This is a genomic window from Ectopseudomonas composti (assembly GCF_900115475.1).
Lineage (GTDB): Bacteria > Pseudomonadota > Gammaproteobacteria > Pseudomonadales > Pseudomonadaceae > Aquipseudomonas > Aquipseudomonas composti.
Genome location: NZ_FOWP01000008.1, coordinates 49615 through 76445, shown reverse-complemented (window position 1 = coordinate 76445; position 26831 = coordinate 49615). Strand labels below are relative to the sequence as shown.

Here is a 26831-nt window from a genome sequence, read left to right as displayed (position 1 = left end):
TCTTGGGGCTGAAAAAGCGGAGGGAGGCGGCCCGCAGGTCCTCCTCCCCCTCACTAGCAGCAGAGCCTCTACATACTCTGTTGCGCTGCTGTGGCCCAGTATACTGAGGTCGCTTTAATCGTCAATATTTAAATATTGACTTATCAATGATTACTTATTGATTAAGCAGTAGCTCCACTCCGAGCTCTCTGGCCAGTCGCTCTCGTTCCAACGCGTCATCCGTCATGGCAGGCGACCAGCAGCTTTCCGCAAGCTCCATCCGGGCTTGCGGCTCGGCTTCGCCCAAGATCTGCAGCAGAACCAAACGGGTCAACGGATCATCTGTCATAAGGGCGATGGCGCGTAGACGGTACCGCTCTGGAATGTTTGCAGGCAGTAGGGGGCTGCAGACCATTAGGTTTATCTCAAGCCCCTGCAAGCCCCTTTCCAGAGTTGACCCCCAAACGGAGTCGGCCAGTGCCTCCGTTGCTGTTTCTGCTCTCTCGCCAAGAGCCTCTAACACGGCAGCACTGGCTGCCGTATCGCCGGTGAGCAAGGCAACGAGGCGCAAGGGATCTCTTGCTTTTCCGAGATTCATCAATTTCCTCCTGGCACGAATGCGGAAAGTAACAGGGCCATCGAGAGGCCCAGGAAAATGCTGCTGAACTGCTGCACCTGGTGGGGCTGATCGCGCTTGCGGAATGCGGCTATTGCAGTAGCTGTGGCCGTCAACAGGAGAGCCAGGTAGATGCTGTGTGCGGGGAGTGCCGTTAGCCACGAGATTGCATTAGCTGCCGGAATTGAGAGCAGCACCGATGCGAACCATCTGCGTCGCACCACTGAGGCATTCATCAGGCGCTCCCCCAATATGGCACTGTGACGGGCGGCAGCATGCCGAGCACCTGCTCGTAGTGTTCTTCGTGAATATCCTCCCGGCGAGCATCGATCCCAGCTCGCCTATTCAGCTCGCTGACGATCAGGAACCAGTCCGTAGCATCTAAATCCGGTGAGCTAATTGGCCGGATTTCTACGGGAATGCTTCCAGCTTCGACCTGGTCATAGGCAATCGCACTCAGCTGTGGTTGCTGATGATGAGGATCGCCCCTGAGAAGCCAGCACAGGCCTCTGTGCGAGGCCGCTTGATCCAGGATGTAGCGGACGTCGATGGGGGTATCCCAATGTGATGCGTAGTCGGCGGTTAGCCAGGCAGGGAAGCTGAGCATGATGGGCTCCAGTAGGTGTTGGAGCTGCCTGTTTACTTGACCGCTATGCGTGCCAGAAGCTCTTTTCCAGTCCCGGCCTGGGGTACTGAGTTTCGAGGCCGAGGTCATGCCGGATCTTCCTCTGAGGGTCGATTCTTCTGGCTGCGGGGTGTGCGTCCTTTAGCGAAGCGATCACTGTTACTCGCTGGTTGATTCAGTTGGGGCGGGCGACTGAGTTCAGTGCTGGGCTTCCAGTTACGGGTTCTTGTGGAGGCGTAGACCTCCTGCTGAATGGCCATCGCGGCAGCCCTACCGGAATGGCCGCCAGAAGAGGCTTTTCCCGCTCCACCACCACCGCTGCCACCACCTCCGCCACCATTTTCCCTGCTTGGATTCTCTCCCTTCTCCTTACCCTGGATCGCGCCCTTGGTTGCGGCCTTCATGGTGAGGTTTGCGACTGCCTGAGCAACCTGCGGCCCAGTGACTGCCTGATTGCGTGCTGCCCGAGCTAATCCACCGAGGCTGACGCCGGTCATTGATGCAGCCAGCCAGGTACTGGCGGCCAGTAGCAGGCCAAAGACGAGCTGCAGGCTTCCGTAGATCAGATCGATGTCACTACCGCCACCCTGCCAGCCGGCAGAGAGCGCGGCCTTCACCAGTGCAGCCGCGCTCATCAACACTGAGGCACAAACAGCGAGCAGGTGGGCGAAAGTGATGCACAGCACAGGAAAGAACATCATTCCCGCCCATTGGGTCAGGCTGCTGACGCCTCGAAGCGGAGACAGGGCGATAGCAATGGGGCCTGTCATGAACACCAACCAGAAAAAACCTGCCATTCCACCCACGTAAGCAGGCAGTAACGTTTGCAGCTCTAGCCAATTCATCCAGGATTTGCCCATCTGCCAACTGGCGATGCTTCCCGAAAGCAGAGTATTCCAGGTACCGGCTTTTTGCTCAGGGCCGCCGGCCAGCGTTGCTTGCTGAATCTTCATCCAGGACTTGCCAGCTGAAATGACGCCGGCCTGGGTATCAGTGCTTTGCCCTCCCGAGGCGTGCCTGTCACCAAGTTCGACAAAGGCCTTGTAGGCCTGTTCAGCGGCAAACTGCGCAACCTTGTACGCCTCTACGCAGGAGGAGGGGGAATAGCCTAGTGCCGCCTCTTTACCTCCCTCGTCAGGTTTCCATGCATGCACGTGGTCTATCAGACTGTCGCGGATGTCACCAGGTGCATCTCCGACCTTGAGGTAGCTGGGCTTAGCGTCAGGTTGCCCTGATGCGAGTGCCGCCCAGTGCTCCTTTGTCGGCAGTGTATAGGGTCGTGATTCGGAGGCCACAAACACCTGATTATCCTTTGCCAGCGCGGCCAACCCCTCTTCGCGCCGGTTTCTAACGGCTCCTGCATCCAGCACACTGATCGAGTCCAGGGCATCGGCGTTGCTCGACCAGGGGCTCATTGCTGCGGCAAAGTCGATCACCGATCCTCCGGCAATCCGAATCTGTGCTAGGCGGCTGACCTGCTCGTCTGGAATGCCGATGCCGGCTCCGCCGAGCAGGCCGATTGCGTGATAAGCCTCGACACTCGTCTTCTCCGCATCAGTGGCAAACTGGGTGCGCGGAGGGGAGCATTGCTGGTTGTAGTCACGAATCAGCCTGCCAAGGTCGCTGTTGGCGTACTGGCTTGCTGTGCGTTCGACGCTGTAGTCGATCAATGCTGCTGTCGGAATAAACTGGCCATCGACGTTTACCTCGGACAATGTCGCAGCAATAGCGCGATTGAGCGTTGCATTGAAACTCATTATCAGGGTGTACGCGATGCGTTGCGCATGCGTGGCCTGCACGGTGGTGCCGTTTGTCAGCGTTAACGGGGTTGGCTGTAGGCCATAAACGATTGCAAGGAAAATCGCGGTCGTACTGAATATCGCGCGGAACGGACCGTCGTTCGGCAGGCGGATCATCATGATGATCAGTGCGAGAAATGCTACGGCGAGCAGCCATTCGCTGATTTCATGGCCAACCATCGCTAAGAATGGTGCCGTCGCGACAATCAGGAAGTTCACCGCCCCGTCAAACAGCTCGAACAGCCAGCCAAGGCCGGCTAGCGATTGGCCGTCCATTACGAGCTCTCCTCTTTGGCTGTCTGCGTTACATCAGCTGTGGGCGTGAGCCGATAGAAGAGAAGTACGCTCAGCACCAGGCCCGGCGTATATGCGAATGGGCCCAGCCAGGGGAAAAGCGACCGTCCATGGACCGCTATCCAGGTGCCGACGATGTAGCTTGCAGCGAGCAGAGCTAGACGGAGCGGCGAGTAATCGTGGCCGAAGAGCTTCATGCCTGATGCTCCTGGCTGGATTCCTGTTTCCTCTCCTCAGGCCGGCGCTGTTTCTTGGGTTTTTTGCGTTTTCTCGGCGCGCTGCTGCTATCGAGACGATTCAGCATGTTCAACAGACTGCGGATGCTCATGGCATGTGTCCTTGTGTTTAGGCGTTAGGGGAGCCGAGATAGGTGTTAGTAATGGCGATCCGCTCATGGCCGAGTTCGTGCGAGATAAGCAGCCGGGCTTCGCGATCACTAAGAGGGGGCGTTATTGATGCTTCCGCGCTAGGAATGGCGACCTTTCCAAGCCATCCGGACTCCGCTCCTGCCAGCAGGTGGCCGTTGATTGAGGCCTTCACCGCGGGTGCTTGTTTGCCGGTCAACTCGAGATAACGCCGTTGGGCGTAAAGGTGCCGTAGTCCGTGCATCTTGCTGAGGCCAGCTGCAGCAATCTGGCGTTCGTACTGCTTCAGCTGTTGCTTGTAGCTGAGCTCGGCTGGGATGAGGCTCCCCATAGAAGTGAACGCATGTACTTCGGTGAGTAGCTCTTCCTGGGCTAGCGTACGGATCGGGATTTCTCGGGCTTTCCCGCCTTTCGTCCAGCTGCCTTTGAGCTCAAGGTGTCCGCCTTTGTCGGCAACTGCGGCGATGAATTTGATTGACTCTTCCCTGCGCAGGCCGAACTCGGCTTGCAGGCGTAGGCTGAGTCGAACGTACGGGTCGGTGATCGCTTCGAGGTTTGCCTTCGGCAGATCTCGAGCACGGCTTTCTTTGGCGACGTATGAGCGGCGAGCGATACCCAGGTCGTCGTTACTGATCTTGGCGACACCCGCGCGACCTGCCTTTTCGCACGACCACCGCAAATGGGACATGCGATTTTTGATGGTTGCTGGAGAGACGCCTGAGGTCTGCCAATGCTGAACCAGTGCACGGAGGTGGCGTTGACCGAGCGTGTTGGCACGGAGGTTCCGGTAACCCAGTTCGCGCAGCTGGCGGGCACTGAGGCTTAGCGTTGCTGAGCGAGCGGCCTGCGTTGCATACGAGCCGTCCCGGTTATGTTTTTGTTGCTGGACGAAATCCCAGCCGAGCTTGTCCATGGTCATGATCCACTTGCTGATGAACGAGGTTCGAAACGCCAATCTCGAGGTAAGTGTTTGTTCCTGTCCTAGTCGCAAGCGCGATAGGAGCTGAGCTTTCACTCAGGAGCGGAACGGCGTTTCACACAGACGGCCAAACGTGGCTCGCAACGACCAGCCCGGCAGCGGGCGGTGATTACGACGACAGGCGCTCAAATCAATTGATGAGCTGCACCGTCGTTGTCTGCGGGCATGCGAGGCATGCCATCTCGTCGAGCGTGGATCGACAGACTCAATCCGATCTCGGGGATCGGAAGGGATACCCGGACGCCACGCAGCGCCGGGGGGCTCAAACTGAGCGGTCCCTGGTCCGTGGTGAGTCCCATCTCAACCACAAGCCGTTAACGCGGGGCACGACTCAGTTTTTGAGGTCCGGAGCTGGACCTTTTGCTCATTGTGAAAACCCCGACAGACGCTGAGCTAGCGGCTATCGGAGGGCGGTGTAGCGAACGGGTCGGTTGCCAAATCGACTCGCCGTTGCCACCCAACTGACGCGCATTAGCCACGTCAATCGGGTGGGCTGACGATGCTGCAGGAATACCTACTCGCATCGCCCCTATCGCCAGCGATCAATAAATCTCGATAGGAATGCCTAACCGAAACTTGCTGATCTTGGTGCTGGCGAATGAGGGTTCATCACCTATTGGTCACTGCAAAATATCTGAATCCGCGAGCACTGCAACTCAAAATCGTGAAGCAAATTCACCGTGCTCGGAGTCCTCGTATTTCCTGGCTTTTCTGCCTTCCCAGGTGCTTTTTTTCGGCTCGCTGTGCGAGCCGTTTGGGGCCGCTCTACGCGGCCCTACGCTGTGCGTCACTACCCGGAGGTAGTGACGCACAGCTAGGAACGAAGTACACGGCATTCAATGTGTAAATGAGTGCAATGCTACGAGCTTCACCTCTAATCAGTCGAAGTCAGACTTCTCGCCGCGCTGATGCTTGCCAAGCGCCTCCTCTACTAGATCAATGGCTCGGCGTGCCGTTTCGGTCAGCTCTGCTCGCTGAATCTGCTCCATCCACCGTTGACATGCCTCTATTCCAAGTAAGTCTTCCAGGGTGGCGATTCGCACAAAGTAGAAGGTAGCCGCTCCATTCCCCCCATATGATGTGCCTTTGCTTACAGCAGCCTCGGCAAACAGAACAAAACGCTTGAGTGTTGTAACCTGCTGCTTGATCCACTGGCTTCCTGCTCCATCAGCGAAGTCATTCAACCGATAGGCAAAGGATATGAAGTTCCAATGCGCGAGGAAGGCGTCAGGGTCGAGATTCGCTTTAGCTAGCAGGTCAGCCACAAACATCAGTTTGAGCTTTTCGTAGCCTGCATCATCCAAGTCAGTAGGTTCAGCTTTTCGTCTGTGGGAAGACTCCAAACCAAGCATTCGCTCCATAACGAGATAGCCCTTGGCTTTCTCGAATGCACGTAGCAGCAGTTCGCTGCGTGCGGTTAGATCGTCGTTGCGCAATAGGAAGAATCGCAACAAACGGAACACCTGCACTGGATGGGATACCGTCGTTATGGATGACTCACCGCCATGGACAACCTCTCCGGCGTTTAGCAGTGTTTCCAATACCGCTGATGACTGATCGATCGGGAACTCGTCAATGAAGGACTCCAGCCTGTCCAACACAGCCTTTTGCTGGGGCTCGTTCTGGTTGCGCAGAATGTCGCAGAACCGTTCGCTGTCAGGTAGCAGCATTGTTAGCGAGTGCAGTAGCGAATTCGATACTTCGCTGATCGGCAAGGCCAATTCAAAGTAGCGGTCGAAGGTCTCGACTCGACACACCCGAGACTCCCGCAGCCATCGGCCGTGCGTAGATCCATCGTAGGTAGTGTTCTTAAAGACCCAGTCGAGAGTTGGGAATAGCTGCTTGATGATCTGTTCCACCCCGCTGCGGTAGTCCTGCGGAGCTAGCGCCACAATACTTTGGACTATGTCCGTGATTCGGCCTTTCTCGGTTTGATCCTGGCGCATCAACAAACCACTGCCGGTGAGGGCCACCTTATGTTGCGGCATAGCGTCATAGCTGGCCGGAGCGAAGGTTCTTAGGCACTCCAAGGCAAACAGATCCACTGCATTGATCTCGGCAACGTCGGCGCCACGCAGCAACCTGCAGTGGAAGGCAAGTGTGGAGGTATAACGGTAAACGTCACGAAGATTGTGGAAAAACTGGCTGAGCCCCTTACGGTACACACCAGTCCAGTAGTCAGTATCAAATTTTCCCGCCAGTTGTGGTTCGTTGGTAAGGATTGCATTCAGCCTCTCGAACAGCACCGCCTCCAATCGCTCAGTGGACAGTGCGGGGACGCTAAAGGGGGCCTGGATTATTTTCTCGAGGTATTCCGCCCCCTTGAAGCCGGCAAGCTCAAGACCCTGTTCAACTATGTCCCGTTGGAACAGCAGTAAGAACACTACATTTGGGAAGTCCATGTTGCCTTTGACCAGCTGGAACAATGCTTTCATCTGGTCTGGTGAGAGCCGGTCGATGTCGTCCATGACGATAAGCAGCGGGTGTTCGCGTTTAGCCAACAATGTACGGATCTCGCCACGGATCTCGCTCAAAGTGAGTTCATTCTCCTTCGCGGACTGATCCAAACCTTCAGCGCGATCTGACAAAAATCGAGCTAGCCGCTTCAACGCCGCTGCGCTGGCAGCTAGTGCTGAGCCACCACTCAATACAATCATCACCGTTTGTGCTATCGGGTTTTCGGTCAAGAAGCTGAGGTACGAGGTGACCAAGGCCGAACCAAGGAACAGCGATAGATATTTGGCGAAGCCCTCCATCAGCACGGCACTGGCGTTGAGCTTTCGCCCATACTGGCGCAGCACCTTGGCCAACTGCTTACCATCTTCGCTCTTGTCTTTGCGCTTGATAGCCAAGGAAACCTCATTGAAAAATGAAGAGCTAAGCTTCTCCTGGCCGGTCCACTCCCATGGGTTGTATTCAATAACCTCGTGGCTTGGGTTTGTCGCGAACTCCTGTATGGCTAGATTCTTGATTGAGCTCTTGCCGCTACCCCAGGCTCCTGTTAAGGCAATCACAAGGCTTTCTTTGTTTTTCCAGCCTGCAATAGCGGCTGCAAGGTTTCTCGCGAACGTTGATCGGCCGAGCAAGTCTTGGTCGTGTGCTTCGATCGGCCGGTCATCGGCGAACCCCAAATCATCCATCGGACATTCCTTATGTGTTGGCCAAGTGGTTAAGCATTTTGCTGTAAGCAAGATGGCCATTTAAGCCCTATCAGCCATTGCACATGAAGTCCGATAGGGCTTCGCCATTAGTAATACGCACGGACCTGTCTCACTCAGGCTTGCCTGCTCGATACCATGACGCTCGACTAATTCCATGGGCTTCCCAGGGACGGGCTTTCGAGAGCGAACCTGCCTCGTAGCTCTGTCGAGGAATTGCTCCAGCTGCTCGCCGTCGACTCTCCTCGCGTACACGGTGTCGCTCTGCTGCGACAGCTGAGCTGACGATTGTCCGGAGTTGGCGTTGTTCAGCATCGGTAATCATGAGCAGGTTTATGAGTGTGTTGTTCTTGGGCGTATAAAGCGGAACAAGCTGACGGCCACCAAACTCAACACGCTCGCCGGCTTCGTAGGCACGCGCCTTTTGGTACAGCGTCGAGAGCTCTTGCCGTCGGTGATGCCAGGCCGGGTCTAACTCCTGGGCCAGCGCAGAGGCCTCCAGAAACATTTGTTGGCTGTTGGTGGCACCAGATAACAATAAGAAATTGAGTCGCCAGAAGAGATGCTGCATCCGCTCTCCCTCGCTGACTCCGCCGCGCATCTCGCCCAGTTTGCGTAGATCCTCCAGGCGATCCCATGCCAGTTGTCGTCCACTGAGCGTGCGTAACTTTCCGGTCTCTTTGCCCTGCAGGAGCCTAAGCTGCCGGTGATCAGCGCGTGCCTTGTGGCCAGCCTCGATGTCCCAGCGAGACACTGGTAGTAGGGTCTCTGCCAGATCCTCGAATGAATAGCGCACTGGCTGCCCATCCTCTCCGTGCTCAACATGAACCACGCGGCAGATCTCGCCAGACCGTGAGTTCACCGTCGTTACAAGACGCAAAACACGACTAGCATCGCGCGCTGCAGGGTCAGCGCCGAGTGGTGCTAGGCGATCGATCAGATGGCGCTGGCAAGCATTCCAGCGCGGTAAGGCTTGACGTGGCAGTGCCGCATCGAGGAACCACTTTGCCTGCAGCCCGCGGCCACTGAACACCAGGATTGAAGGGCAGGGAATGCCTTCCTCTTGGCAGTGATAGAGGACGCTAGCCGCCAGCTGGTCAGGAGACCTCCCGCTTGCCCAGGGTTGACGGTAAGTATCCAGATCAGCGAACAGCAGGCCAATTCGTGCGAGATTCACAACCCGACGATTCGGGCGGAAAAACTCTGCTTGCGAGATCCAGGTGTCCAGCCTGCAGTCAACCAAAGCTAGCACCTGGTCCATTACCGATAGCGGGTGAGACGATTGCACCATCCTGTTTGGCTGGCGAACCAGTAGTGCGAAGTAGCCAGGGCTCTGGCTGTGAAACAGAGCCGCTTCCTCCGCTGCGCTGAATAGCGGCAGAGTCGAGGACGTCATAGCGCCTGACTCAGTTGGTCAGGTCAGGCGTTTGTCCTTCAAGAACTGCTGCGAGCAGGTTCGACCGGAAGTACACCCGGCGGCCCAAGCGCAGCTTGGTTGAGTTGATTTGCTGGGCAAAATCAGAATCACGCGACAGCGTGAAGGTGAGTCCTTGCGGGGACCGGTGAAGCACCTCGGCCAACTGTTTCAGGGTGAGGAGTGGGCCGAACTTGGAGAGCAATTGTTCTTCGAGGCACATTTCAAGGCATCCGGTTGTTGTGTGGATGCTTGAAACAGTGGGAAGCGACTGCCCCAAAAAAGGCTAGTTTTAGCTAGCTGAGCCGAAAAAAGCTCAATCTAGATCAGGCTGAAATAGTTTCTGCATGCAGAAACTATTTCAGCCTAGTTAAGCCTAGTTTCGTGTCATTCGGTCGAGCCTGCTGACCAGGTCCTCGGCTCGAAGATGCGTATAGCGCTTGAGCATCTGCATCGACTTATGGCCGCTAATGGCCGACACCTCCTGGTCGGATAGACCGCCTTCAACCAGCCGGCTGACAGCCTCGTGTCGAAGATCGTGGAAGCGCAGGTCGGGCATGCCGAGTTTCTTCTTCAGCAGCCCCCAGGTTTTGGTGAAGGCATAGGGACGGCGCTTCTCGTCCTTTCCCGGTTCGCCAAAGAACACCAGGCTGCAATCCTTGGGACGAACAGGATTCTCCAGGGCAGCCTTGAAGGCTTCGGTGGCTTGCTTGGTGAGTGGGACGGTGCGAGCACTATCGTTCTTCGTCTCTGCGAGGCGCACTACGCGCTTTTTCAGGTCGACTTGGTGGCAGCGTAGGCCTGTGACCTCCGACGAGCGCATGCCCGTTTCCAGGGCGATGCGAACGATCCAGCCAAGCATGGGGTTGCTGTGATTGTTCACTGCGGCGAGCAGACGTCTCTCCTCATCGGCAGACAATCTGCGGTCGCGACCTTCTCCTGGGCTGGGCTTGCGGATATTCAGTACTGGGTTGAAGGTCAGTCCCAGCCCCCACTCTTGGATCGCCACGGTATAGAGATGGCTAAGCAGAGCCAGTTCAAGCCGCACGGTATTGTTGCTGGTGGGCATGCCACGCTTGCTTAGGGTGCTGAGTCGGGTGTCGCGGTAGTTCGCGATGATCTCCGCGGAGAGGGCGGCCAGGGAGTATTTGCCCAGGTGCTGGGTCAGTCGCTTGGCCTTGGTGGCTTCGGCCTTGCGAGTGGTGGGCTTCTTGCTCGGCGTCACCTCTGCCAGATAGCGCTCGAGGGCCTTCTCCAGTGTCAGGCGCTCAGAGCCACTACGTTGGATATACACCCCTCGCACCATTTCGTCTTCAGTGCGGCGTGCCCAGTCTTCGGCGTCGCGCTTGGTGCGAAAGCTTTTAGCATTGGTCGGCCAGCCGGTTTTGCGTACTACGGCTTTCCAGGTGCCAGCAGGCGTTTTTACAATTGTGGCCATCTTAGACGGGACTCCAAAGGCAGGCTGGCGTACCAGCGCTGTACCGATATTGTACCTTTGGACCAAAGGACTGATCCGGATGTCAGGGCCACGAAAAGCGCAAAGCCGCGCAATGCGCGGCTTTGAAGGTGGTGGGCCCACACGGACTCGAACCGTGGACCAAAGGATTATGAGTCCTCTGCTCTAACCAACTGAGCTATAGGCCCCCAGAAGGCCGGCGGATTATACCGGCGCGTTCTCGTCAGCGCCAACCGCTTGACCAGGCGAGAGAAATTTCCGGGTGAAGGCCTCGGCCGAGAGTGGCCGGCTGACCACGTAGCCCTGGATCTGCAGGCAGCCTTCGGCAGCCAGGCAGAGTTCCTGGGCCTTGGTTTCCACGCCTTCGGCGATCACTGTCAGTTGCATGCTGTTGCCCAGGGCGATGATGGCGCGGGTGATCGCCAGGTCGTGCGGGTCGTCCGGCAGGCCGCGGACGAAGGACTGGTCGATCTTCAGTACGTCCAGTGGCAGGCGCTTGAGGTAGCTGAGCGAGGAGTAGCCGGTGCCGAAGTCATCGATGGCCAGTTGCACGCCGAGCTGCTTGAGGCGGTGGAGGATGTCCAGCGCTTCGCCTGCCTGGTTCATGATGAAGTTCTCGGTGATCTCCAGTTGCAGCAGCTCCGGCGCCAGGTTGTAGCGTTGCAGCAGTGCGTTGATGCGTGGCAGCAGGCTGGGCTGGTGCAGTTGGGCACCGGCGAGATTGACCGAGAGGGCGCCGAAGCCGCAGCCGCTTTCCTGCCAGTCCTGTAATTGGCGGCAGGCTTGTTCCAGCACCCAGTCGCCCAGCGGCAGGATCAGCCCGCTTTCTTCGGCCACCGGGATGAAGCGATCCGGTGAGATCTCGCCGAATACCGGGTGCTGCCAGCGTACCAGCGCTTCGGCGCCAACCAGGCTCTGGCTGCGCAGGCAGAACTTGGGTTGGTAGAAGAGGCTCAGCTCGTTGCGCTCCAGGGCGCGGCGCAGTTCCTGCTCCATGGCCATGCGTTCGTTGACCTGGAAGGTCAGCGAGCGGGTGTAGAACTCGCTGCGGTTGCGCCCCTTGGCCTTGGATTGGTACATGGCCGCATCGGCGTTCTTCACCAGGGTGGCGACGTCGAGACCGTCCTTGGGATAGAGGCTGATGCCGATGCTGGCGCTGATGAAGAACTCGTGGTTATCGAGCTGGAAGGGCGCGCCGAAGCATTCGAGGAGCTTCTGCGCGACCTGTTCGGCGTCCTGCGGCTGCTGCAGGCCGGGCAGCAGGATGATGAATTCGTCGCCGCCGAGACGGGCCACGGTGTCGATGTCGCGCAGCTGCAGTTTCAGGCGCGCGGCGATGGCCTTGAGCAACTGGTCGCCGACCGGGTGACCAAGGCTGTCGTTGATCTGCTTGAAGCGGTCGAGGTCGAGAAATAGCACGGCGCCCAGTTGATCGTCGGCGCGTGAGCCATCCAGGGCGGTGCGCAGTCGATTCTCGAACAGCAGACGGTTGGGCAGGCCGGTCAGCGGGTCGTGGTGAGCCTGGTGGTCGAGGCGCGCCTGGGCATGCTTGAGGCTGGAGATGTCGGCGAATACGCCAACGAAGTGGGTGGTCTGGTTGTCGCTGTTGCGCACGGCGCTGATGGTCAGCCATTCGGGGTACAGCTCGCCGTTCTTGCGCCTGTTCCAGATTTCTCCCTGCCAGTGACCGTTGGCCGCCAGGCTGTGCCACATGGCGGTGTAGAAGGCGTTGTCGTGCTGGCCGGAGGAGAGCAGGCTGGGGCGCTGGCCGAGGGCTTCGGCCTCGCTGTAACCGGTGATCTGGGTGAAGGCGCGGTTGACCGCAGTGATGCGCTGTTCGAGGTCGGTGATCAGCACGCCTTCGGCGGTGCTTTCGAACACGGTGGCGGCTTGCTGCAGTTCTTCCTGCATCTGCTGGCGTTCGGTGATGTCGCGGGCGATGGTCAGCAGGCACTCGTCACCGCCGATGGGCAACGGCTGTGCGGAGAGTTCGCAGAGGCGCAGGTGGCCGCTCTTGGTACGCACCGGGGCGATCATGTCGCGCACGCTGCCTTGCTCGCGAATACGTTGCACCAGGAATTCACGGTCTTTCGGGTCAGCCCAGATGCCCAGGCTGAGGGTGCTCTGTTCGGCGATTTCGTCGAAGCTGTAGCCGGTGATGCGGCTGAAGCCTTCGTTGGCTTCCACCAGCAGTCCGTCGCGCAGGCGGGTGATCAGCAAGCCATCGGGCGACGCATGAAAAGCCTTGGCGAACTTCTCCTCGGAGATCTGCAACTGCTGCTGGGTGGTCTTCAGCTGGCTGATGTCGCGTACCACCACGACCAGTGCCGGGGTGTGGTCGAGGACGAACGGGCTGGCCGAAATCAGCCCGGTGAAGAGGCTGCCATCGGCACGACGGAAGGGCATTTCCAGATTACGCAGGCTTTCATCCTGCAGGCGCAGCAACAGGCTCGGACCGATGCCTGGCACGCCCCACAGGTCGAGGTCGGTGGCGGTCTTGCCGATGGCCTGCTCGACGCTGAAGCCGGTTTGTTCGACGAATGTGCTGTTCACTTCCAGCAGCACACCGTCGGCGCGGCGGGTAATGATCAGGATGTCCGGGCACTGCTGGAACACCGAGGCGAACTTCTGTTCCGACAGGCGCAGGGCCTGCTCGGTCTGCTTGGCGTCGCTGATATCGACCATCAGGCCGCGAATCACCTGGCGCTCGTCGCGCTGTAGCAAGGTGACGATATCGCGCACCCACACCGTGCGCCCGTCAGCGGCGAGCAGGCGATATTCCAGCGCATGGTCATTGCCGGCCGAGCACTGTTCCAGGCAGCTGCGCAGGGTGCGCTGGTGGTCGTCCGGGTGCAGGTGGCGTTGCCAGAAGCCGGGCTCCAGCCATTCGTGCAGTGGGTAGCCCAGCAGCTTTTCCGCGTGCGGCGATACGTAGGTGTAGGTGAGCCCGCTGGATTCGGTTTCCCAGGTGATGGCCGAGAGGCTTTCGACCATGTCGCGAAAGTGCTGCTCGCGGCTGCGCAGTTCCTGCTCTAGCGCTTCACGGTTGCGCATCTCGCGTTTCAGGCGGTGGTTGATGCGCAGGATGATGGCGATGATCGCCAGCAGGCCGAGCAAGGCAGGTAGGCCATAGAGCAGGGTTTCGTGCCAGACGTTGCGCTTGTCCAGCACGCTGCCGATCCAGGGTTCCTGCAGGGCGGTGAGTTCTTCGGCGCTGAGCTCGGCGAAGAGTCTGTCGAGGATGCCGACCAGTACGGTTTGCCCACGGGGTGCGGCCATTGCCAGCTGATAGCGATAGGGCGTCTCGCCGCTGATATAGAGACCGTCGAGCTTGAGCTGGCGCAGGCTCCAGACGCTGGAAGCGAGGTCGCCGACCATGGCGTCGGCCTCGTTGGTCGCCAGGGCCTGCAGGGCGGCGGCAACGTTGCGCAGCGGCAACAGGTTGAGGTCGGGGTGTTGCTGGCGCAGCAGCTCGTGTGGGGCGTAGTTGCTGACGACGGCGACCTTGAGGCCATACAGGTCTTTGAGTTGCTTGGGCTGCGGCCCGCCAGCGCGGGCCAGGATGACGATGGGGAAGTCCAGGTAGGGGCGGGTGAAGGTCAGGTATTCCTGGCGTTCGGGTGTCGACATCACGCCCGGAAGCAGGTCTACCTGACCCCGGCGTGCCTGTTCCAGTATCGCGCCCCAGTTGCTGGGTTCGACAGGCTGCAATTGCACGCCAAGGCGCTCTTCGATCAGCCGCACATAGTCGGCGGTCAGGCCGTGGTAGTTGCCCTGTTCGTCACGAAATTCGAAGGGTGGCCAGGATGCATCGACACCCAGGCGCAGCTCGGGGTGGTTGGCTAGCCAGGTGCGCTCATCCTCGCTGAGCGTCAGGGCTAGAGCCGGGGTCATCCAGTACGCCAGGCACAACAGCACAATGGCCGGCAAGCGGGGCATAACGGCCTCGTTACAAGATCAATATTGTCGCAGTGTAGTCCGGCCGATGTCGGGATGGCAGTTTGATTGCAGCCGCTGTGCTGCCCTTTTTTGCGAGGGGGACTGGCGGGTGCGCTGCCCTGAAAGCAAAACCCCCGGTTTCGGCCGGGGGTTTTGGTATCACTCGTCGAGGAAGGAGCGCAGATGCTCGCTTCGCGTCGGGTGGCGCAGCTTGCGCAGTGCCTTGGCTTCGATCTGGCGGATACGCTCACGGGTGACATCGAACTGTTTGCCCACTTCCTCGAGGGTGTGGTCGGTGTTCATGTCGATACCGAAGCGCATGCGCAGGACCTTGGCTTCACGGGCAGTGAGGCCGGCCAGCACTTCGCGAGTGGCTTCCTTGAGGCTTTCGACGGTGGCTACGTCGATCGGGGACTGCATGGTGCTGTCCTCGATGAAGTCGCCCAGGTGCGAATCTTCGTCGTCGCCAATCGGGGTTTCCATGGAGATCGGCTCTTTGGCGATCTTCAATACCTTGCGGATCTTGTCCTCGGGCATTTCCATGCGCTCACCCAGCTCTTCCGGAGTGGGCTCGCGACCCATTTCCTGCAGCATCTGACGGGAGATACGGTTGAGCTTGTTGATCGTCTCGATCATGTGCACCGGAATACGGATGGTGCGCGCCTGGTCGGCGATCGAGCGGGTGATCGCCTGGCGAATCCACCAGGTGGCGTAGGTCGAGAACTTGTAACCGCGACGGTATTCGAACTTGTCGACCGCCTTCATCAGACCGATGTTGCCTTCCTGAATCAGGTCGAGGAACTGCAGGCCACGGTTGGTGTACTTCTTGGCGATGGAGATCACCAGACGCAGGTTGGCCTCGACCATTTCCTTCTTGGCGCGGCGAGCTTTCGCTTCACCGATGGACATGCGACGGTTGATGTCCTTGATCTCAGCCAGAGTCAGGCTGCACTCGGCTTCCAGATCGGCCAGCTTCTGCTGGCAGCGCTGAATGTCGGCCTGCAGGTTGCCCAGGGCTTCGGCGTACTTGGCCTTGCCCTTGGCCAGGTCGGCGGCCCAGTCCATATCGATTTCGTTGCCCGGGAACAGGCGCAGGAAGTCGGCACGCGGCATACGTGCATCACGTACGCACAGCTGCATGATAGCGCGTTCTTGGGTACGCAGGCGGTCGAGGGCATCGCGCACCCGGGTAACCAGGGCGTCGTACTGCTTGGGCACCAGCTTGATCGGCATGAACAGCTCGGCCAGAGCGGCCAGCTCTTCGATGGCCTGCTTGCTGCCACGACCATGCTTCTTCAATGCCTTCAGGACTTTGTCCTGTTGCTCGGCGACGGCGGTAAAACGGCGAGCCGCTTCTTCCGGGTCCGGGCCACCATCGCCTTCTTCTTCCTCGTCGTCGCTCTCGTCTTCTTCTTCGTCGTCGCTTTCTTCAGCGGCGGCGCCTTCCTTGACGGGAACGGGGGCGGCGGCTTCGTCAGGCACGCTGCCGTCATCCGGGTCGATGTAGCCACTGAGGACTTCGGCCAGGCGGCCGCCCTCGGTGGTGACGCGGGTGTACTCGGCGAGGATGCCGTCGACAGTGCCAGGGAAGTGAGCGATGGCGCTCATGACCTCGCGGATGCCTTCCTCGATGCGTTTGGCGATTTCGATCTCGCCTTCGCGGGTCAGCAGTTCCACGGTACCCATTTCACGCATGTACATGCGCACCGGGTCGGTGGTGCGGCCGATATCTGTCTCGACAGCGGCGAGGGCGGCAGCGGCTTCTTCGGCGGCAGCCTCGTCGGTGTCGGCATCGGCCAGCATCAGGGCGTCTGCATCCGGAGCACTCTCGTGTACCGGGATCCCCATGTCGTTGATCATGCGGATGATGTCTTCCACCTGCTCGGGATCTGAAATGTCCTCAGGCAAGTGGTCGTTGACCTCTGCGTAAGTCAGATACTTCTGCTCACGACCCAGGGTGATCAACTCTTTGATACGAGATTGCTGCTGCGCTTTTACGGACATAACACCCTATCCACTGAAGGTCTTGGCGGGCTGAAAACAAGCCGAGGATTATACCTCAGTTTGGGCTTTAGGCGCCAGTTGGGGACTTGCTGCTCTGGGAGGAGGCCAGGCTGTAGTGCTCTCTGAGCAACGTCTTTTCCTCGTCGGTGAGCTCGCTGGGGCTTTTATGAATGATGCTGCGGAGCGCTTTTTCACGCCGCCTCTGCGATTGGTTGTGTGCAAGTGTAGTAATGGTGTCGAAAAACTGCTGTTCAAGGTTGTCGCCCTGAATCAGCCATTCCTTCTCTGCCAGGGCCCGTAGCAGGCGGCCCTGTTCGGTGCCGTGCCAGCGGGCGATCAGTTGCAGTGAGCGCAGGTTGGGCGCTTTCTGCAGTGCACCGACCAGTGCCACGAGAAGTTGGGCATAGGTGTCTTCTTCGTCGGCGAAGTGGCTGACATCCTCGACCTTTTGCGCAAGCTGCGGATGGTGCAGCAGCGTGCGCAGGGCGATCAGGTGCGGTGATTCGACGCTCACGGCGGTGCGTGGGGCACGTGGTGCGAAATCGCCCTTGCCCTTTTTGTTGTTCCACTTGCCGCCGTCTTTTTTCCAGCTACCTTTGCCGCCCTCGTTATTGCTGCGCTCGTAGTGCTGCTGTGGCGGCGCGGGCTGCTCGTAGCCGCCGACGTCCGGCAGGTTGTCGTAGTAGGCGCTGTCGGGGATGTCGCCGTAATCCGGGTAGTCGCTGCTGGGCGTCTGGCTGGTGGTGCTGGGCGCGTGACTGCGTGGTGCGCTGGCGACCTGGCTCAGCGCTTCGCTGGACAGACCGGTGATCTCGCTCAGGCGTTGGCGCATCAGGGCGCGCAGGTTGTTGCCGGGAATCTTGTCGATCAGCGGTGCGGCCAGGGTGACCAGATGCGCCTTGCCTTCCAGTGAGCGCGGGTCGGCTTCTTCGCAAAGCTGCTGGAAGAAGTAGTCGGCCAGCGGTTGCGCGTGCTGGTTGATGCGTGCGCGAAAGGCGTCGGTGCCCTCGGCGCGCACCAGGGTGTCCGGGTCTTCGCCGTCGGGCAGGAACAGGAAGCGCGCGCGGCGACCGTCCTGCAGGCTCGGCAGGGCGGATTCCAGGGCGCGCCAGGCGGCGTTGCGCCCGGCGGCGTCGCCGTCGAAGCAGAACAGCACGCTGGGCACGATGCGGAACAGGCGCTTGAGGTGCTCTTCGCTGGTGGCCGTGCCCAGGGTCGCCACGGCATTGCGCAGGCCCTGCTGGGCCAAGGCGATGACGTCCATGTAGCCTTCGACCACCATGATTTCGTCGAGGTCGCGGTTGTGCTTGCGCGCCTCGTACAGGCCGTAGAGTTCCTGGCCCTTGTGAAATACCGGAGTTTCTGGCGAGTTCAGGTACTTGGGCTTGTCGTCACCGAGTACGCGGCCACCGAAGGCAATCACCCGGCCGCGGCTGTCGCGGATGGGGAACATGATGCGGTCGCGGAAGCGGTCGTAGCGCCTGCCGTTCTCGGCGTTCTCGATCAGCAGGCCGGCGTCGATCATGACTTTCTGTTGCAGGGTGTCGGCGCCCAGTTGCTTGAACAGGTTGTCCCAGCCGGGCGGGGCGAAACCGATGCCGAAGTCGCGAGCGATTTCGCCGGTCAGGCCACGACCCTTGAGGTACTCCACGGCGTATTTGCGCTGCGGGTGACTCTTCAGGGCTTGGCGATAGTGCTCGGCGGCGGCGTTGAGCAATGGGTAGAGCGGCGAGTCGACGGGTTGCCGGGGTTTGTGCCCGCGGCCGCTTTCCTCGCGCGGGACGTCCATGCCGGCGCGCTTGGCCAACTCCTCGATCGCCTGGGGGAATTCCAGTTGATCGTGGTCCATGACGAAGCCGAGGGCATTGCCGCCGGCACCGCAGCCGAAGCAGTAGTAGAACTGCTTGTCGGGGCTGACGGTGAAGGAGGGGGTCTTTTCCTTGTGGAAAGGACAGCAGGCGCTGTAGTTCTTGCCGGTCTTCTTCAGCTGGATGCGCGAACTCACCACATCGACGATGTCGGTGCGGTTGAGCAGGTCATCGATGAAGGACTGCGGGATCAGGCCGGCCATAGGCGCTCAGCATACTGCCCGGCGCGAACGCGGGACAGCGATTGGTAGAAAAGCAAAAACTCCGCTCACTCGCTGAAACGCGAGGCGGAGTCTTTCAAATGCAATGCCCGGCCAAGGCCGGGCATTCGGGCGTTGCTGTACGAATTAGTACAGGCGAACGCTACGACGCTGCTCGCGCTGCACTTTCTTGGCGTGACGCTTAACAGCGGCAGCTGCCTTGCGCTTACGCTCAGAGGTCGGCTTTTCGTAGAATTCGCGGCTACGGACTTCAGCCAGTACGCCGGCTTTCTCGCAGGAGCGCTTGAAACGACGCAGGGCTACGTCGAAGGGTTCGTTCTCTTTAACTTTGACGGCTGGCATCCAGGTCGTACCTTCGTTAATTACCGGTGTTCAACGCGCTCCCGGCAAATGGCTCGGGTTGCGTCGGTTTTTAAGGGTTGCGGATGTTACCCCCTCGAGCCGAGGAATGCAAAGGCCTCTGATCGAAAAGCGCTGGCCGCTCCGCCGGGCGGCGCTTATCATGCGCGCCTTTGTTCCACGCGGCAAATCAAGGCTCAAGCTCCATGCTCGTACTGGGATTGGAAACCTCCTGCGATGAAACCGGCGTCGCGCTCTACGACAGCGAGCGCGGCCTGCTGGCTGACGCCCTGTTCAGCCAGATCGACCTGCATCGCGTCTACGGCGGCGTCGTGCCGGAATTGGCCTCGCGCGATCACGTCAAACGCATGCTGCCGCTGATCCGCCAGGTGCTGGGCGAGGCGGGCAAGCAGGCCAGCGACATCGACGCATTGGCCTACACCGCGGGCCCAGGCCTGGTCGGTGCGCTGCTGGTCGGCGCATCCTGCGCTCAGGCGCTGGCCTTTGCCTGGGGTGTGCCGGCCGTTGGCGTACACCATATGGAAGGTCACCTGTTGGCGCCGATGCTGGAAGAGCAGCCACCGGCCTTTCCGTTCGTTGCCCTGTTGGTGTCCGGTGGCCACACTCAGTTGGTACGGGTCGACGGTATTGGTCAGTACCAGTTGCTTGGCGAGTCGCTGGACGACGCTGCCGGTGAGGCTTTCGACAAGACTGCCAAGCTGATGGGCCTGAATTATCCGGGTGGTCCGGAAATCGCCAAGTTGGCCGAGCAGGGCACGCCAGGGCGTTTCGTTTTCCCACGGCCGATGACCGATCGTCCGGGGCTGGATTTCAGCTTCAGCGGCCTGAAAACCTTCGCCCTGAATACCTGGCAGCAATGCCGTACCCGCGGTGACGACCTCGACCAAGCCCGTCGCGACATCGCGCTGGCCTTCCAGCAGGCGGTGGTTGAGACTCTGACCATCAAGTGCAAGCGCGCACTCAAACAGACGGGGCTCAACAGCCTGGTGATCGCTGGCGGAGTAAGTGCCAACAAGGCGCTGCGCGAGCACCTGGAACGCATGCTGGGCGAGATGAAGGGCAAGGTGTTTTATGCGCGGCCACGTTTCTGCACCGACAACGGTGCGATGATCGCCTACGCCGGTTGCCAGCGGTTGCTGGCGGGGCAGCATGAAGACCTGGCGATCAAGGTGCAGGCACGCTGGTCGATGGAGTCATTGCCGGCGTTGTGAGGGCTATTGGCATTTACACGTAGGAGCGAGCTCTGCTCGCGAAGTTTTCTGTTCGCGAGCAGAGCTCGCTCCTACAGGTTTTGTTTTTCAGTCAAAAACGCCGCTCGCGGCCGGCAAACAGGTCATGCAGATTGCGTCGGTGACGCCAGACGATCAGTGCGGTCAGCACGCAGGCAGGCAGCAAGGCCGCCGGCTGTTGCCAGGCCAGCAGGGGCAGCGTCAGCGGCGTAGCGATCAGTGAGGCCAGCGAGCTGGTGCGGGTCAGCAGGAAGATCAGGGCCCAGGCCGCCAGCGCGAGCAAGGCAGCTGGTGGGTAGAGGCCGAGCAGCATGCCGGCGGCAGTGGCCACGCCCTTGCCTCCGCGAAAACGGAAGTACAGCGGGTAGAGGTGGCCGACGACGGCCGCCAGGCCGATCCAGGCTTGCTGGTGCAGGCTGAGGCCAAGCAGCTTGGCGATCAGGATCGGTAGCAGGCCTTTGCACAGGTCGCCGATCAGCGTCATGACGGCGAGCTTCTTGCCGGCCACGCGCAGCATGTTGGTGGCGCCGGGATTGCCCGAGCCGCTGGCACGCGGGTCTGGCCCGCCTGCAAGTCGGCTGAGCAGGATGGCGAAGGACAACGAACCGAGCAGGTAGGCAAGGATTGCCAGAAGCCAGAACATGGTGGCCATTCCAGGGCATGGGGTGGCCCGATTCTAACGAGGTGCAGCGCCCTTGTCGTGGCGCGGAGAGTGCGGGTGGACAGAGTATTTATCGAGGGGCTGGAAGTCGACACGGTGATCGGCGCCTACGATTGGGAGCGCGACATTCGCCAGTGCCTGCGTCTGGACCTGCAGATGGGCTGGGACAATCGCCCTGCAGCAGCCGGTGACGAACTCAACCTGGCGCTCGACTACGCCAGCGTGTCCACGCGCATTCAGGCTTTCGCGGCTGAGTCGCAGTTCATCCTGGTCGAGACGTTCGCCGAGCGTCTGGTGCAGACACTGATGGAAGAATTCAACATTCCCTGGATGCGCCTGAAACTGACCAAGCCCGGTGCGGTGCCAGCCGCCCGTGGCGGCGTGGGCGTGGAGATCGAGCGCGGATGCCTCTGACACGCGTCTTTCTCGGCCTTGGCAGCAACATCGAGCGCGAGGCCCACCTCGCTGCGGGCCTCGATGCGCTGGCCGGGCTGCTCAGCGACATGCGCTGCTCGCCGGTGTTCGAGAGCCATGCCGTGGGCATCAAAAGCGGCAACTTCTTCAACCTGGTGGTGGTGGGTGAGACGGAGCTGCCGCTGCTGGAGCTGGACCGCCGGTTGAAGTTCATCGAGGCCGACAACGGCCGCTACGCGCCGGACCGTAAGGGCTTGCCGCTGGACATCGACGTGCTGCTGTATGGCGAGCAGGTCGGCAACTTCAATGGCTTGATCCTGCCGCGCGCGGAAATTCTCAAGAACGCCTTCGTGCTCTGGCCGCTGGCATTGCTGGCTCCGGACGCGTGTCATCCAGTGGATGGGCGTTCGTTCGCTGACCTGTGGGCGACGACGCAGATCAATCAGCAACTCTGGCCGGCGGCCTTTCAGTGGCGCGGCACCGAGCTGACTCCGGCAGAGTTGCTACAGGCGCGCTCTTCGTAACCCGGCTGCTATCCGGGAGAACGGACGCTGGGAATGTCCCTGATTGCATCCGGGCTACGGGTTGGCGTTGATCGGTAGGAGCGGATTTATCCGCGAAAAGGCGGGCCGCGGAGTTTCGCGGCTGAAACGGAGTGCCGCCCAGCCGCTCCTACGAGGCGTGCTGCGCTTTGTAGGCCTTGAGCGCCTGCAGGCGTTCGCGATTGAGTGCCTCGCCCAACTCCGCACCTTTGAACCCCTTCTCCAGCAGCGGTTTGACCGGCACTTGCCTTGCCGCCTCGGCGGCGCCCAGCAGGTAAGCGGCTTGTGGGTACGCGCGTTGCTCCAGGCCCAGGCGCCCGCGCGCATCCATCTCGCAAGCGGCGACGAACTCGGCGAAACGTTGCGGGCGACGGAATACGTCGAAGCGTTGCAGCAGCTCCAGCAATGTCGAAGGGCGCAGCTCAAGGGCGCGGTGGCCATGGGTATGGAACTCGCCGACCAGCAGCGCCAGTTCGGCGCAGTCGCGTGGTGCCTTGTAGCGCTCGTTGATCGCCTGGATCAGCGGCAACCCTTTGTACTCATGGGCGATGTGGCGTGGCCACTCATCTTCCGGCGTCAGGCCTTTGCCCACGTCATGCAGCAGGCAGGCCCAGCGTACGTTCAGCGGCTGGTCGTGCTCCGCGCATTGGCGCAACACGCTCAACACATGCACGCCGGTATCGACTTCCGGGTGATGCGCCGCCGGTTGCGGTACGCCGAACAGGTCGTCCACTTCCGGTAAAAGGGCGGCCAGTGCGCCGCTGTCGCGCAGTACCTGGACGAACACATCCGGACGCGGCTCCATCAGCGCGCGGGATATTTCCTTCCAGCTGCGCTCGGCAGTGAGATGGCTCAGTTCACCGGACTCGGCCAGCTGACGCATCAGCTCGAGGGTTTCTGGCGCGACGCTGAAACCGAGTGGCGCATAGCGCGCGGCGAAGCGGGCGACGCGCAGTACGCGCAGCGGATCTTCGGCGAATGCCGGGGAAACGTGACGCAAGATGCGGGCTTCAAGGTCCTGCTGGCCACCGTACGGATCGATCAGCTTGCCCTCGTCATCCTCGGCCATGGCGTTGACGGTGAGGTCGCGGCGGATCAGGTCCTGCTCCAGCGTGACGTCGGGGCTGGCGTGGAAGGTGAAGCCGCCATAGCCGCGCCCGCTCTTGCGCTCGGTGCGGGCCAGGGCGTACTCCTCGCCCGTTTGCGGGTGCAGGAACACCGGAAAGTCGGCGCCCACTGGGCGGTAGCCAAGTTCGAGCACCTGTTCGGCGCTGGCGCCGACCACGACCCAGTCCACTTCACTGATGGGGCGGCCGAGCAGGCGATCGCGCACTGCGCCGCCGACTTTGTAGATCTGCATGTGTGTTCCTCCACTGAGCGCAGAGGATACCGAAGATCGGTAGGGCGCGCCGTGCAACGGTTTATCCGCGAGGTAGCGCAATCAGTGTGTCCCGGATTGCTTACGGGCTACGGTGTGGTGAGCGGGATCTGTTTGGTCAGCACCTGAACGGCGCGCTCCAGCAACTCGGCACTGTCACGCGCGGGGCTGAGCCCGGTGCTGATCACTCCTTCCCAGAGGATGCGCTCGTCGAGATCGGTCAGACGCAGGCGCAGGGTGCCGGTTTCGTCGCGTAGGCGGTGGATGCCCTGATAGGGGCCGAGCGGTCTGGGCGGCGGCACATCGACCTTGAACATCAGTGGACTGTCCTGCACCGCCAACCAGTAATAGACGCGTAGCTGCGGCTGCTGGCTCTCGTGATAGCCGCGAGCGGAGAGACCATGACGCAGCAGTTGCGGCAATTGCCGATAGCGCTCGGGGAAGGGCGCCTCACCCTCCAGACTGGACTGCGGATCGATCAGTTCGAAACTGTGGCGGCCGCCAAGCGCGGCGTCGGCGGGACTGAGGATGCGTGCCTGGGGGACATGGCTGGCGCAGGTGGCCAGCCCCAGGCACAGAAGAATGACAAGAAATATGCGCATGCAGGGCGTCTCGCGGAGTCTGCCTGCGATGCTGATGGCCCGAGCCATGGCCGGCAACCGATCAAATGGGTGGAATGATCAGGTCCAGCCGTGGGTATTCGCTGTCGTTATCCGAGCTGCCACGCGGCGGGACGTGCTGAGTGGTGATCAACTGATCGCCCTGGCAAACCTCCAGATGAATGTCGAAGCCCCACAGCCGATGCAGGTGCTTGAGCACCTCGCCGGTGGAGTCGCCCAGCGGTTTGCGGTCATGCTGCTGGTGGCGCAGGGTCAGCGAGCGGTCGCCGCGACGGTCGATGTTCCAGATCTGCACGTTGGGTTCGCGGTTGCCCAGGTTGTATTGCGCGGCGAGCAGCTCACGGATGGTGCGGTAGCCTGGCTCGTCATGAATGGCTGGCACCAGCAGCTCATCCTTCTGGTCGTCGTCGAGGATGCCGAACAGCTTGAAGTCGCGAATCACCTTGGGCGAGAGAAACTGCAGGATGAAGCTCTCGTCCTTGAAGCTGTTCATGGCGAACTTGAGTGTGGTCAGCCAGTCACTGCCGGCGATGTCCGGGAACCAGTGCTTGTCTTCCTCGGTGGGGTTCTCGCAGATACGGCGGATGTCGCGGTACATGGCGAAACCCAGGGCATAGGGGTTGATGCCGCTGTAGTAGGGGCTGTCGAACGATGGCTGGTAGACCACGCTGGTGTGCGACTGCAGGAACTCCATCATGAAGCCGTCGGTGACCAGGCCTTCGTCGTACAGGTCGTTCATCAGGGTGTAGTGCCAGAAGGTGGCCCAGCCTTCGTTCATCACCTGGGTCTGGCGCTGTGGGTAGAAGTACTGGGCGATCTTGCGCACGATGCGAATCACTTCGCGCTGCCAGGGCTCCAGCAAGGGCGCGTGTTTTTCCAGGAAGTAGAGAATGTTCTCCTGCGGCTCGGCCGGGAAACGCTTGTTGTCCTTCTCGCTGCCCTTGTCCGCATTCCTGGGAATGGTGCGCCACAGGTCGTTGATCTGCTTCTGCAGGTGCTCCTCGCGCTCCTTCTGGCGCCGGCGTTCCTCCTCGGCGGAGATGGGGTAGGGGCGTTTGTAACGGTCGACGCCGTAGTTCATCAGCGCGTGGCAGGAGTCGAGCAGCTCCTCTACGGCATCGATGCCGTACCGCTCCTCGCACTGCATGATGTATTGCTTGGCGAACACCAGGTAATCGATGATCGAGCTGGCGTCGGTCCAGGTGCGGAACAGGTAGTTGCCCTTGAAGAAACTGTTGTGGCCGTAGCACGCGTGGGCGATCACCAACGCCTGCATGCAGATGGTGTTCTCTTCCATCAGGTAGGCGATGCACGGGTCGGAGTTGATCACGATCTCGTAGGCCAGGCCCATCTGCCCGCGCTTGTAGCCTTTTTCGGTGGCGAGGAAGTGCTTGCCGTATGACCAGTGGTGGTAGCCCAGCGGCATGCCCACCGAGGCGTAGGCATCCATCATCTGTTCGGCGGTGATCACTTCGATCTGGTTGGGGTAGGTGTCCAGCGCATAGCGCTCGGCGATGCGCGCGATCTCCTTGTCGTATTGGCGGATCAGTTCGAAGGTCCATTCCGAGCCGGTAGAGAGCGGTTGGCGTTTCTTGGCGGTGGCGCTCATGGCAACTCCTCAACTCACCAGGCGACGCTGGAACAGTTCACGGAACACCGGGTAGATGTCCGCGGCGGACACCAGTTGCTGCTGGGCGAAGCTGTCGGCGAAGGCTTCGGCCACTTGTTCGTACTCGAACCACAGCGCCTGGTGCTCACGTGGGGTGATCTCGACGTAGGTGAAGTACTGCACGAACGGCATGATCTGGTTGATCAATATATCCCTGCACACCGGTGAATCGTCGTTCCAGTTGTCGCCGTCCGACGCCTGCGCGGCATAGATATTCCACTCGTTGATCGGGTAGCGCTCGGCCATCACCTCCTGCATCAACTTCAGCGCACTGGAGACGATGGTGCCGCCGGTCTCGCGGGAGTAGAAGAACTCCTCTTCATCGACTTCCTTGGCGCTGGTGTGGTGGCGGATGAACACCACGTCGATCTTGTCGTAGTTACGCTTGAGGAACAGATACAGAAGGATGAAGAAGCGCTTGGCTACGTCCTTGGTAGCCTGGGTCATGGAGCCGGACACGTCCATCAGGCAGAACATCACCGCCTTGGAACTGGGGTTGGGCTGTTTGGTCAGCAGGTTGTACTTGAGGTCGAAGGTATCGAGAAACGGCACGCGATGGATGCGTGCACTGAGTCGTTCGATTTCTTCCTGAGTCGCCTGGATATCGCCGAAGTTGTCTGGCTCTTCTCGTCGCAGCCGCTCCAGCTCGGCCTTGGCTTCGCGCAGTTTGGCGCGGCTGGAACCGGATAGGGCGATGCGCCGTGCATGGGCTGAACGCAGGGTGCGGACGATGTTGATGCGTGAGGGATTGCCCTCGTTGCTGATGCCGGCGCGCACGGTCTTGAAGGTTTCCGCGCCGGTCAGGTGGCGCTTGACCAGATTGGGCAACTCCAGGTCCTCGAACATGAAGTCGAGGAATTCCTCCTGGGTGATCTGGAACACGAACTCGTCCATGCCGTCGCCGGAGTTGCTCGCCTTGCCGCTGCCACGCCCACCGCCGCCACCCTGAGGGCGCGGGATGCGTTCACCAGTGGTGAATTCCTTGTTGCCGGGGTGGACGGTGGTCTGCCTGCCGCCACGGCCGTGATGCAGCACCGGCTCATCGATATCGCGGCCGGGAATGCTGATCTGCTCGCCGTGCTCCATGTCGGTAATGGAGCGCCGACTGACGGCTTCCTCCACCGCCTTCTTGATGTGCTCACGGTAACGCCGCAAAAAACGCTGGCGGTTCACCGTGCTCTTGTTCTTGCCGTTGAGGCGCCGGTCGATCACATAGCTCATAAGCCCCTCCGGGGCGGCTT

The 26831-nt window shown here is 60.4% G+C and carries 23 protein-coding genes and 1 tRNA gene; 3 read left to right on the top strand and 21 right to left on the bottom strand.

What is annotated here, in order from left to right; all coding sequences use genetic code 11:
* Positions 1–154: 154 nt before the first annotated feature.
* The 16 genes from BM059_RS15705 to rpsU all read right to left on the bottom strand — a co-directional run bounded on the left by BM059_RS15705 (position 155) and on the right by rpsU (position 19059).
* Complete coding sequence (locus BM059_RS15705) at positions 155–577, bottom strand: hypothetical protein (protein ID WP_074939831.1); 423 nt, start codon at positions 575–577, stop codon at positions 155–157.
* A complete protein-coding gene (locus BM059_RS15700; RefSeq protein WP_074939829.1) occupies positions 577–831 on the bottom strand; it encodes a hypothetical protein in 255 nt (84 codons plus the stop codon). Before BM059_RS15700 ends, BM059_RS15705 begins: the two co-directional genes overlap by 1 nt.
* Positions 831–1202, bottom strand: a complete 372-nt coding sequence (locus tag BM059_RS15695) for a hypothetical protein (protein ID WP_074940052.1) — start codon at positions 1200–1202, stop codon at positions 831–833. Before BM059_RS15695 ends, BM059_RS15700 begins: the two co-directional genes overlap by 1 nt.
* Positions 1203–1306: 104 nt before the next feature.
* Complete coding sequence (locus BM059_RS25520) at positions 1307–3295, bottom strand: hypothetical protein (protein WP_074939826.1); 1989 nt, start codon at positions 3293–3295, stop codon at positions 1307–1309.
* Complete coding sequence (locus BM059_RS15685) at positions 3295–3510, bottom strand: hypothetical protein (protein ID WP_074939823.1); 216 nt, start codon at positions 3508–3510, stop codon at positions 3295–3297. Before BM059_RS15685 ends, BM059_RS25520 begins: the two co-directional genes overlap by 1 nt.
* Positions 3507–3641, bottom strand: a complete 135-nt coding sequence (locus tag BM059_RS25750; protein WP_279626476.1) for a hypothetical protein — start codon at positions 3639–3641, stop codon at positions 3507–3509. Before BM059_RS25750 ends, BM059_RS15685 begins: the two co-directional genes overlap by 4 nt.
* 17 nt (positions 3642–3658) lie before the next feature.
* Positions 3659–4591, bottom strand: coding sequence for a phage integrase N-terminal domain-containing protein (locus tag BM059_RS15680; RefSeq protein ID WP_074940049.1), 933 nt, complete (start codon positions 4589–4591; stop codon positions 3659–3661).
* Positions 4592–5535: 944 nt separating this feature from the next.
* Positions 5536–7797: a KAP family P-loop NTPase fold protein gene (locus BM059_RS15675; protein ID WP_074939820.1), complete on the bottom strand. Its 2262-nt coding sequence runs from the start codon at positions 7795–7797 to the stop codon at positions 5536–5538.
* 130 nt (positions 7798–7927) lie between these two features.
* Complete coding sequence (locus tag BM059_RS15670) at positions 7928–9211, bottom strand: replication protein (protein ID WP_208606110.1); 1284 nt, start codon at positions 9209–9211, stop codon at positions 7928–7930.
* 10 nt (positions 9212–9221) lie between these two features.
* On the bottom strand, positions 9222–9452 hold the full coding sequence (locus tag BM059_RS15665) for a hypothetical protein (protein ID WP_074939818.1): 231 nt from the start codon (positions 9450–9452) through the stop codon (positions 9222–9224).
* A 153-nt stretch (positions 9453–9605) separates the two neighbouring features.
* Positions 9606–10667: a tyrosine-type recombinase/integrase gene (locus BM059_RS15660; protein WP_074939815.1), complete on the bottom strand. Its 1062-nt coding sequence runs from the start codon at positions 10665–10667 to the stop codon at positions 9606–9608.
* Between the two features lie 129 nt (positions 10668–10796).
* Positions 10797–10873, bottom strand: a tRNA-Ile gene (locus tag BM059_RS15655).
* A gap of 16 nt (positions 10874–10889) precedes the next feature.
* A complete protein-coding gene (locus tag BM059_RS15650; RefSeq protein ID WP_074939813.1) occupies positions 10890–14624 on the bottom strand; it encodes a bifunctional diguanylate cyclase/phosphodiesterase in 3735 nt (1244 codons plus the stop codon).
* Positions 14625–14783: 159 nt separating this feature from the next.
* The gene (rpoD, locus tag BM059_RS15645) at positions 14784–16628 is read right to left on the bottom strand and encodes an RNA polymerase sigma factor RpoD (RefSeq protein WP_074939810.1); all 1845 of its coding nucleotides are present in this window, start codon (positions 16626–16628) and stop codon (positions 14784–14786) included.
* Between the two features lie 67 nt (positions 16629–16695).
* Positions 16696–18699: a DNA primase gene (dnaG, locus tag BM059_RS15640; protein ID WP_074939808.1), complete on the bottom strand. Its 2004-nt coding sequence runs from the start codon at positions 18697–18699 to the stop codon at positions 16696–16698.
* 144 nt (positions 18700–18843) lie between these two features.
* Positions 18844–19059 (bottom strand): 30S ribosomal protein S21, encoded by a 216-nt coding sequence (rpsU, locus tag BM059_RS15635; RefSeq protein WP_003296736.1) that lies wholly within the window; start codon positions 19057–19059, stop codon positions 18844–18846.
* Positions 19060–19262: 203 nt separating this feature from the next.
* Here rpsU and tsaD point away from each other — a divergent pair, with 203 nt between their 5' ends.
* Positions 19263–20288, top strand: a complete 1026-nt coding sequence (gene tsaD / locus BM059_RS15630; RefSeq protein WP_074939806.1) for a tRNA (adenosine(37)-N6)-threonylcarbamoyltransferase complex transferase subunit TsaD — start codon at positions 19263–19265, stop codon at positions 20286–20288.
* Positions 20289–20379: 91 nt separating this feature from the next.
* On the opposite strand, the gene plsY is transcribed toward tsaD, so the two are convergent.
* Positions 20380–20949, bottom strand: a complete 570-nt coding sequence (gene plsY / locus BM059_RS15625) for a glycerol-3-phosphate 1-O-acyltransferase PlsY (protein ID WP_074939805.1) — start codon at positions 20947–20949, stop codon at positions 20380–20382.
* Positions 20950–21024: 75 nt separating this feature from the next.
* On the opposite strand from plsY, the gene folB reads away from it, so the two are divergent.
* Positions 21025–21381, top strand: coding sequence for a dihydroneopterin aldolase (folB, locus tag BM059_RS15620; protein WP_074939803.1), 357 nt, complete (start codon positions 21025–21027; stop codon positions 21379–21381).
* Positions 21372–21905, top strand: coding sequence for a 2-amino-4-hydroxy-6-hydroxymethyldihydropteridine diphosphokinase (folK, locus tag BM059_RS15615; RefSeq protein ID WP_074939802.1), 534 nt, complete (start codon positions 21372–21374; stop codon positions 21903–21905). The genes folB and folK overlap by 10 nt, the downstream gene beginning before the upstream one ends.
* Before the next feature lie 148 nt (positions 21906–22053).
* Here folK and BM059_RS15610 read toward each other — a convergent pair whose 3' ends face one another.
* From BM059_RS15610 to BM059_RS15595, 4 genes are all read right to left on the bottom strand, one after another.
* Positions 22054–23283 (bottom strand): multifunctional CCA addition/repair protein, encoded by a 1230-nt coding sequence (locus BM059_RS15610; protein ID WP_074939800.1) that lies wholly within the window; start codon positions 23281–23283, stop codon positions 22054–22056.
* Between the two features lie 107 nt (positions 23284–23390).
* Positions 23391–23903, bottom strand: coding sequence for a DUF4136 domain-containing protein (locus BM059_RS15605; protein ID WP_074939798.1), 513 nt, complete (start codon positions 23901–23903; stop codon positions 23391–23393).
* A gap of 61 nt (positions 23904–23964) precedes the next feature.
* Entirely contained in the window at positions 23965–25530 is a 1566-nt protein-coding gene (locus BM059_RS15600; protein WP_074939797.1) for a SpoVR family protein, read from the bottom strand.
* A 9-nt stretch (positions 25531–25539) separates the two neighbouring features.
* Entirely contained in the window at positions 25540–26811 is a 1272-nt protein-coding gene (locus BM059_RS15595; protein WP_074939795.1) for a YeaH/YhbH family protein, read from the bottom strand.
* Between the last annotated feature and the right edge of the window lie 20 nt (positions 26812–26831).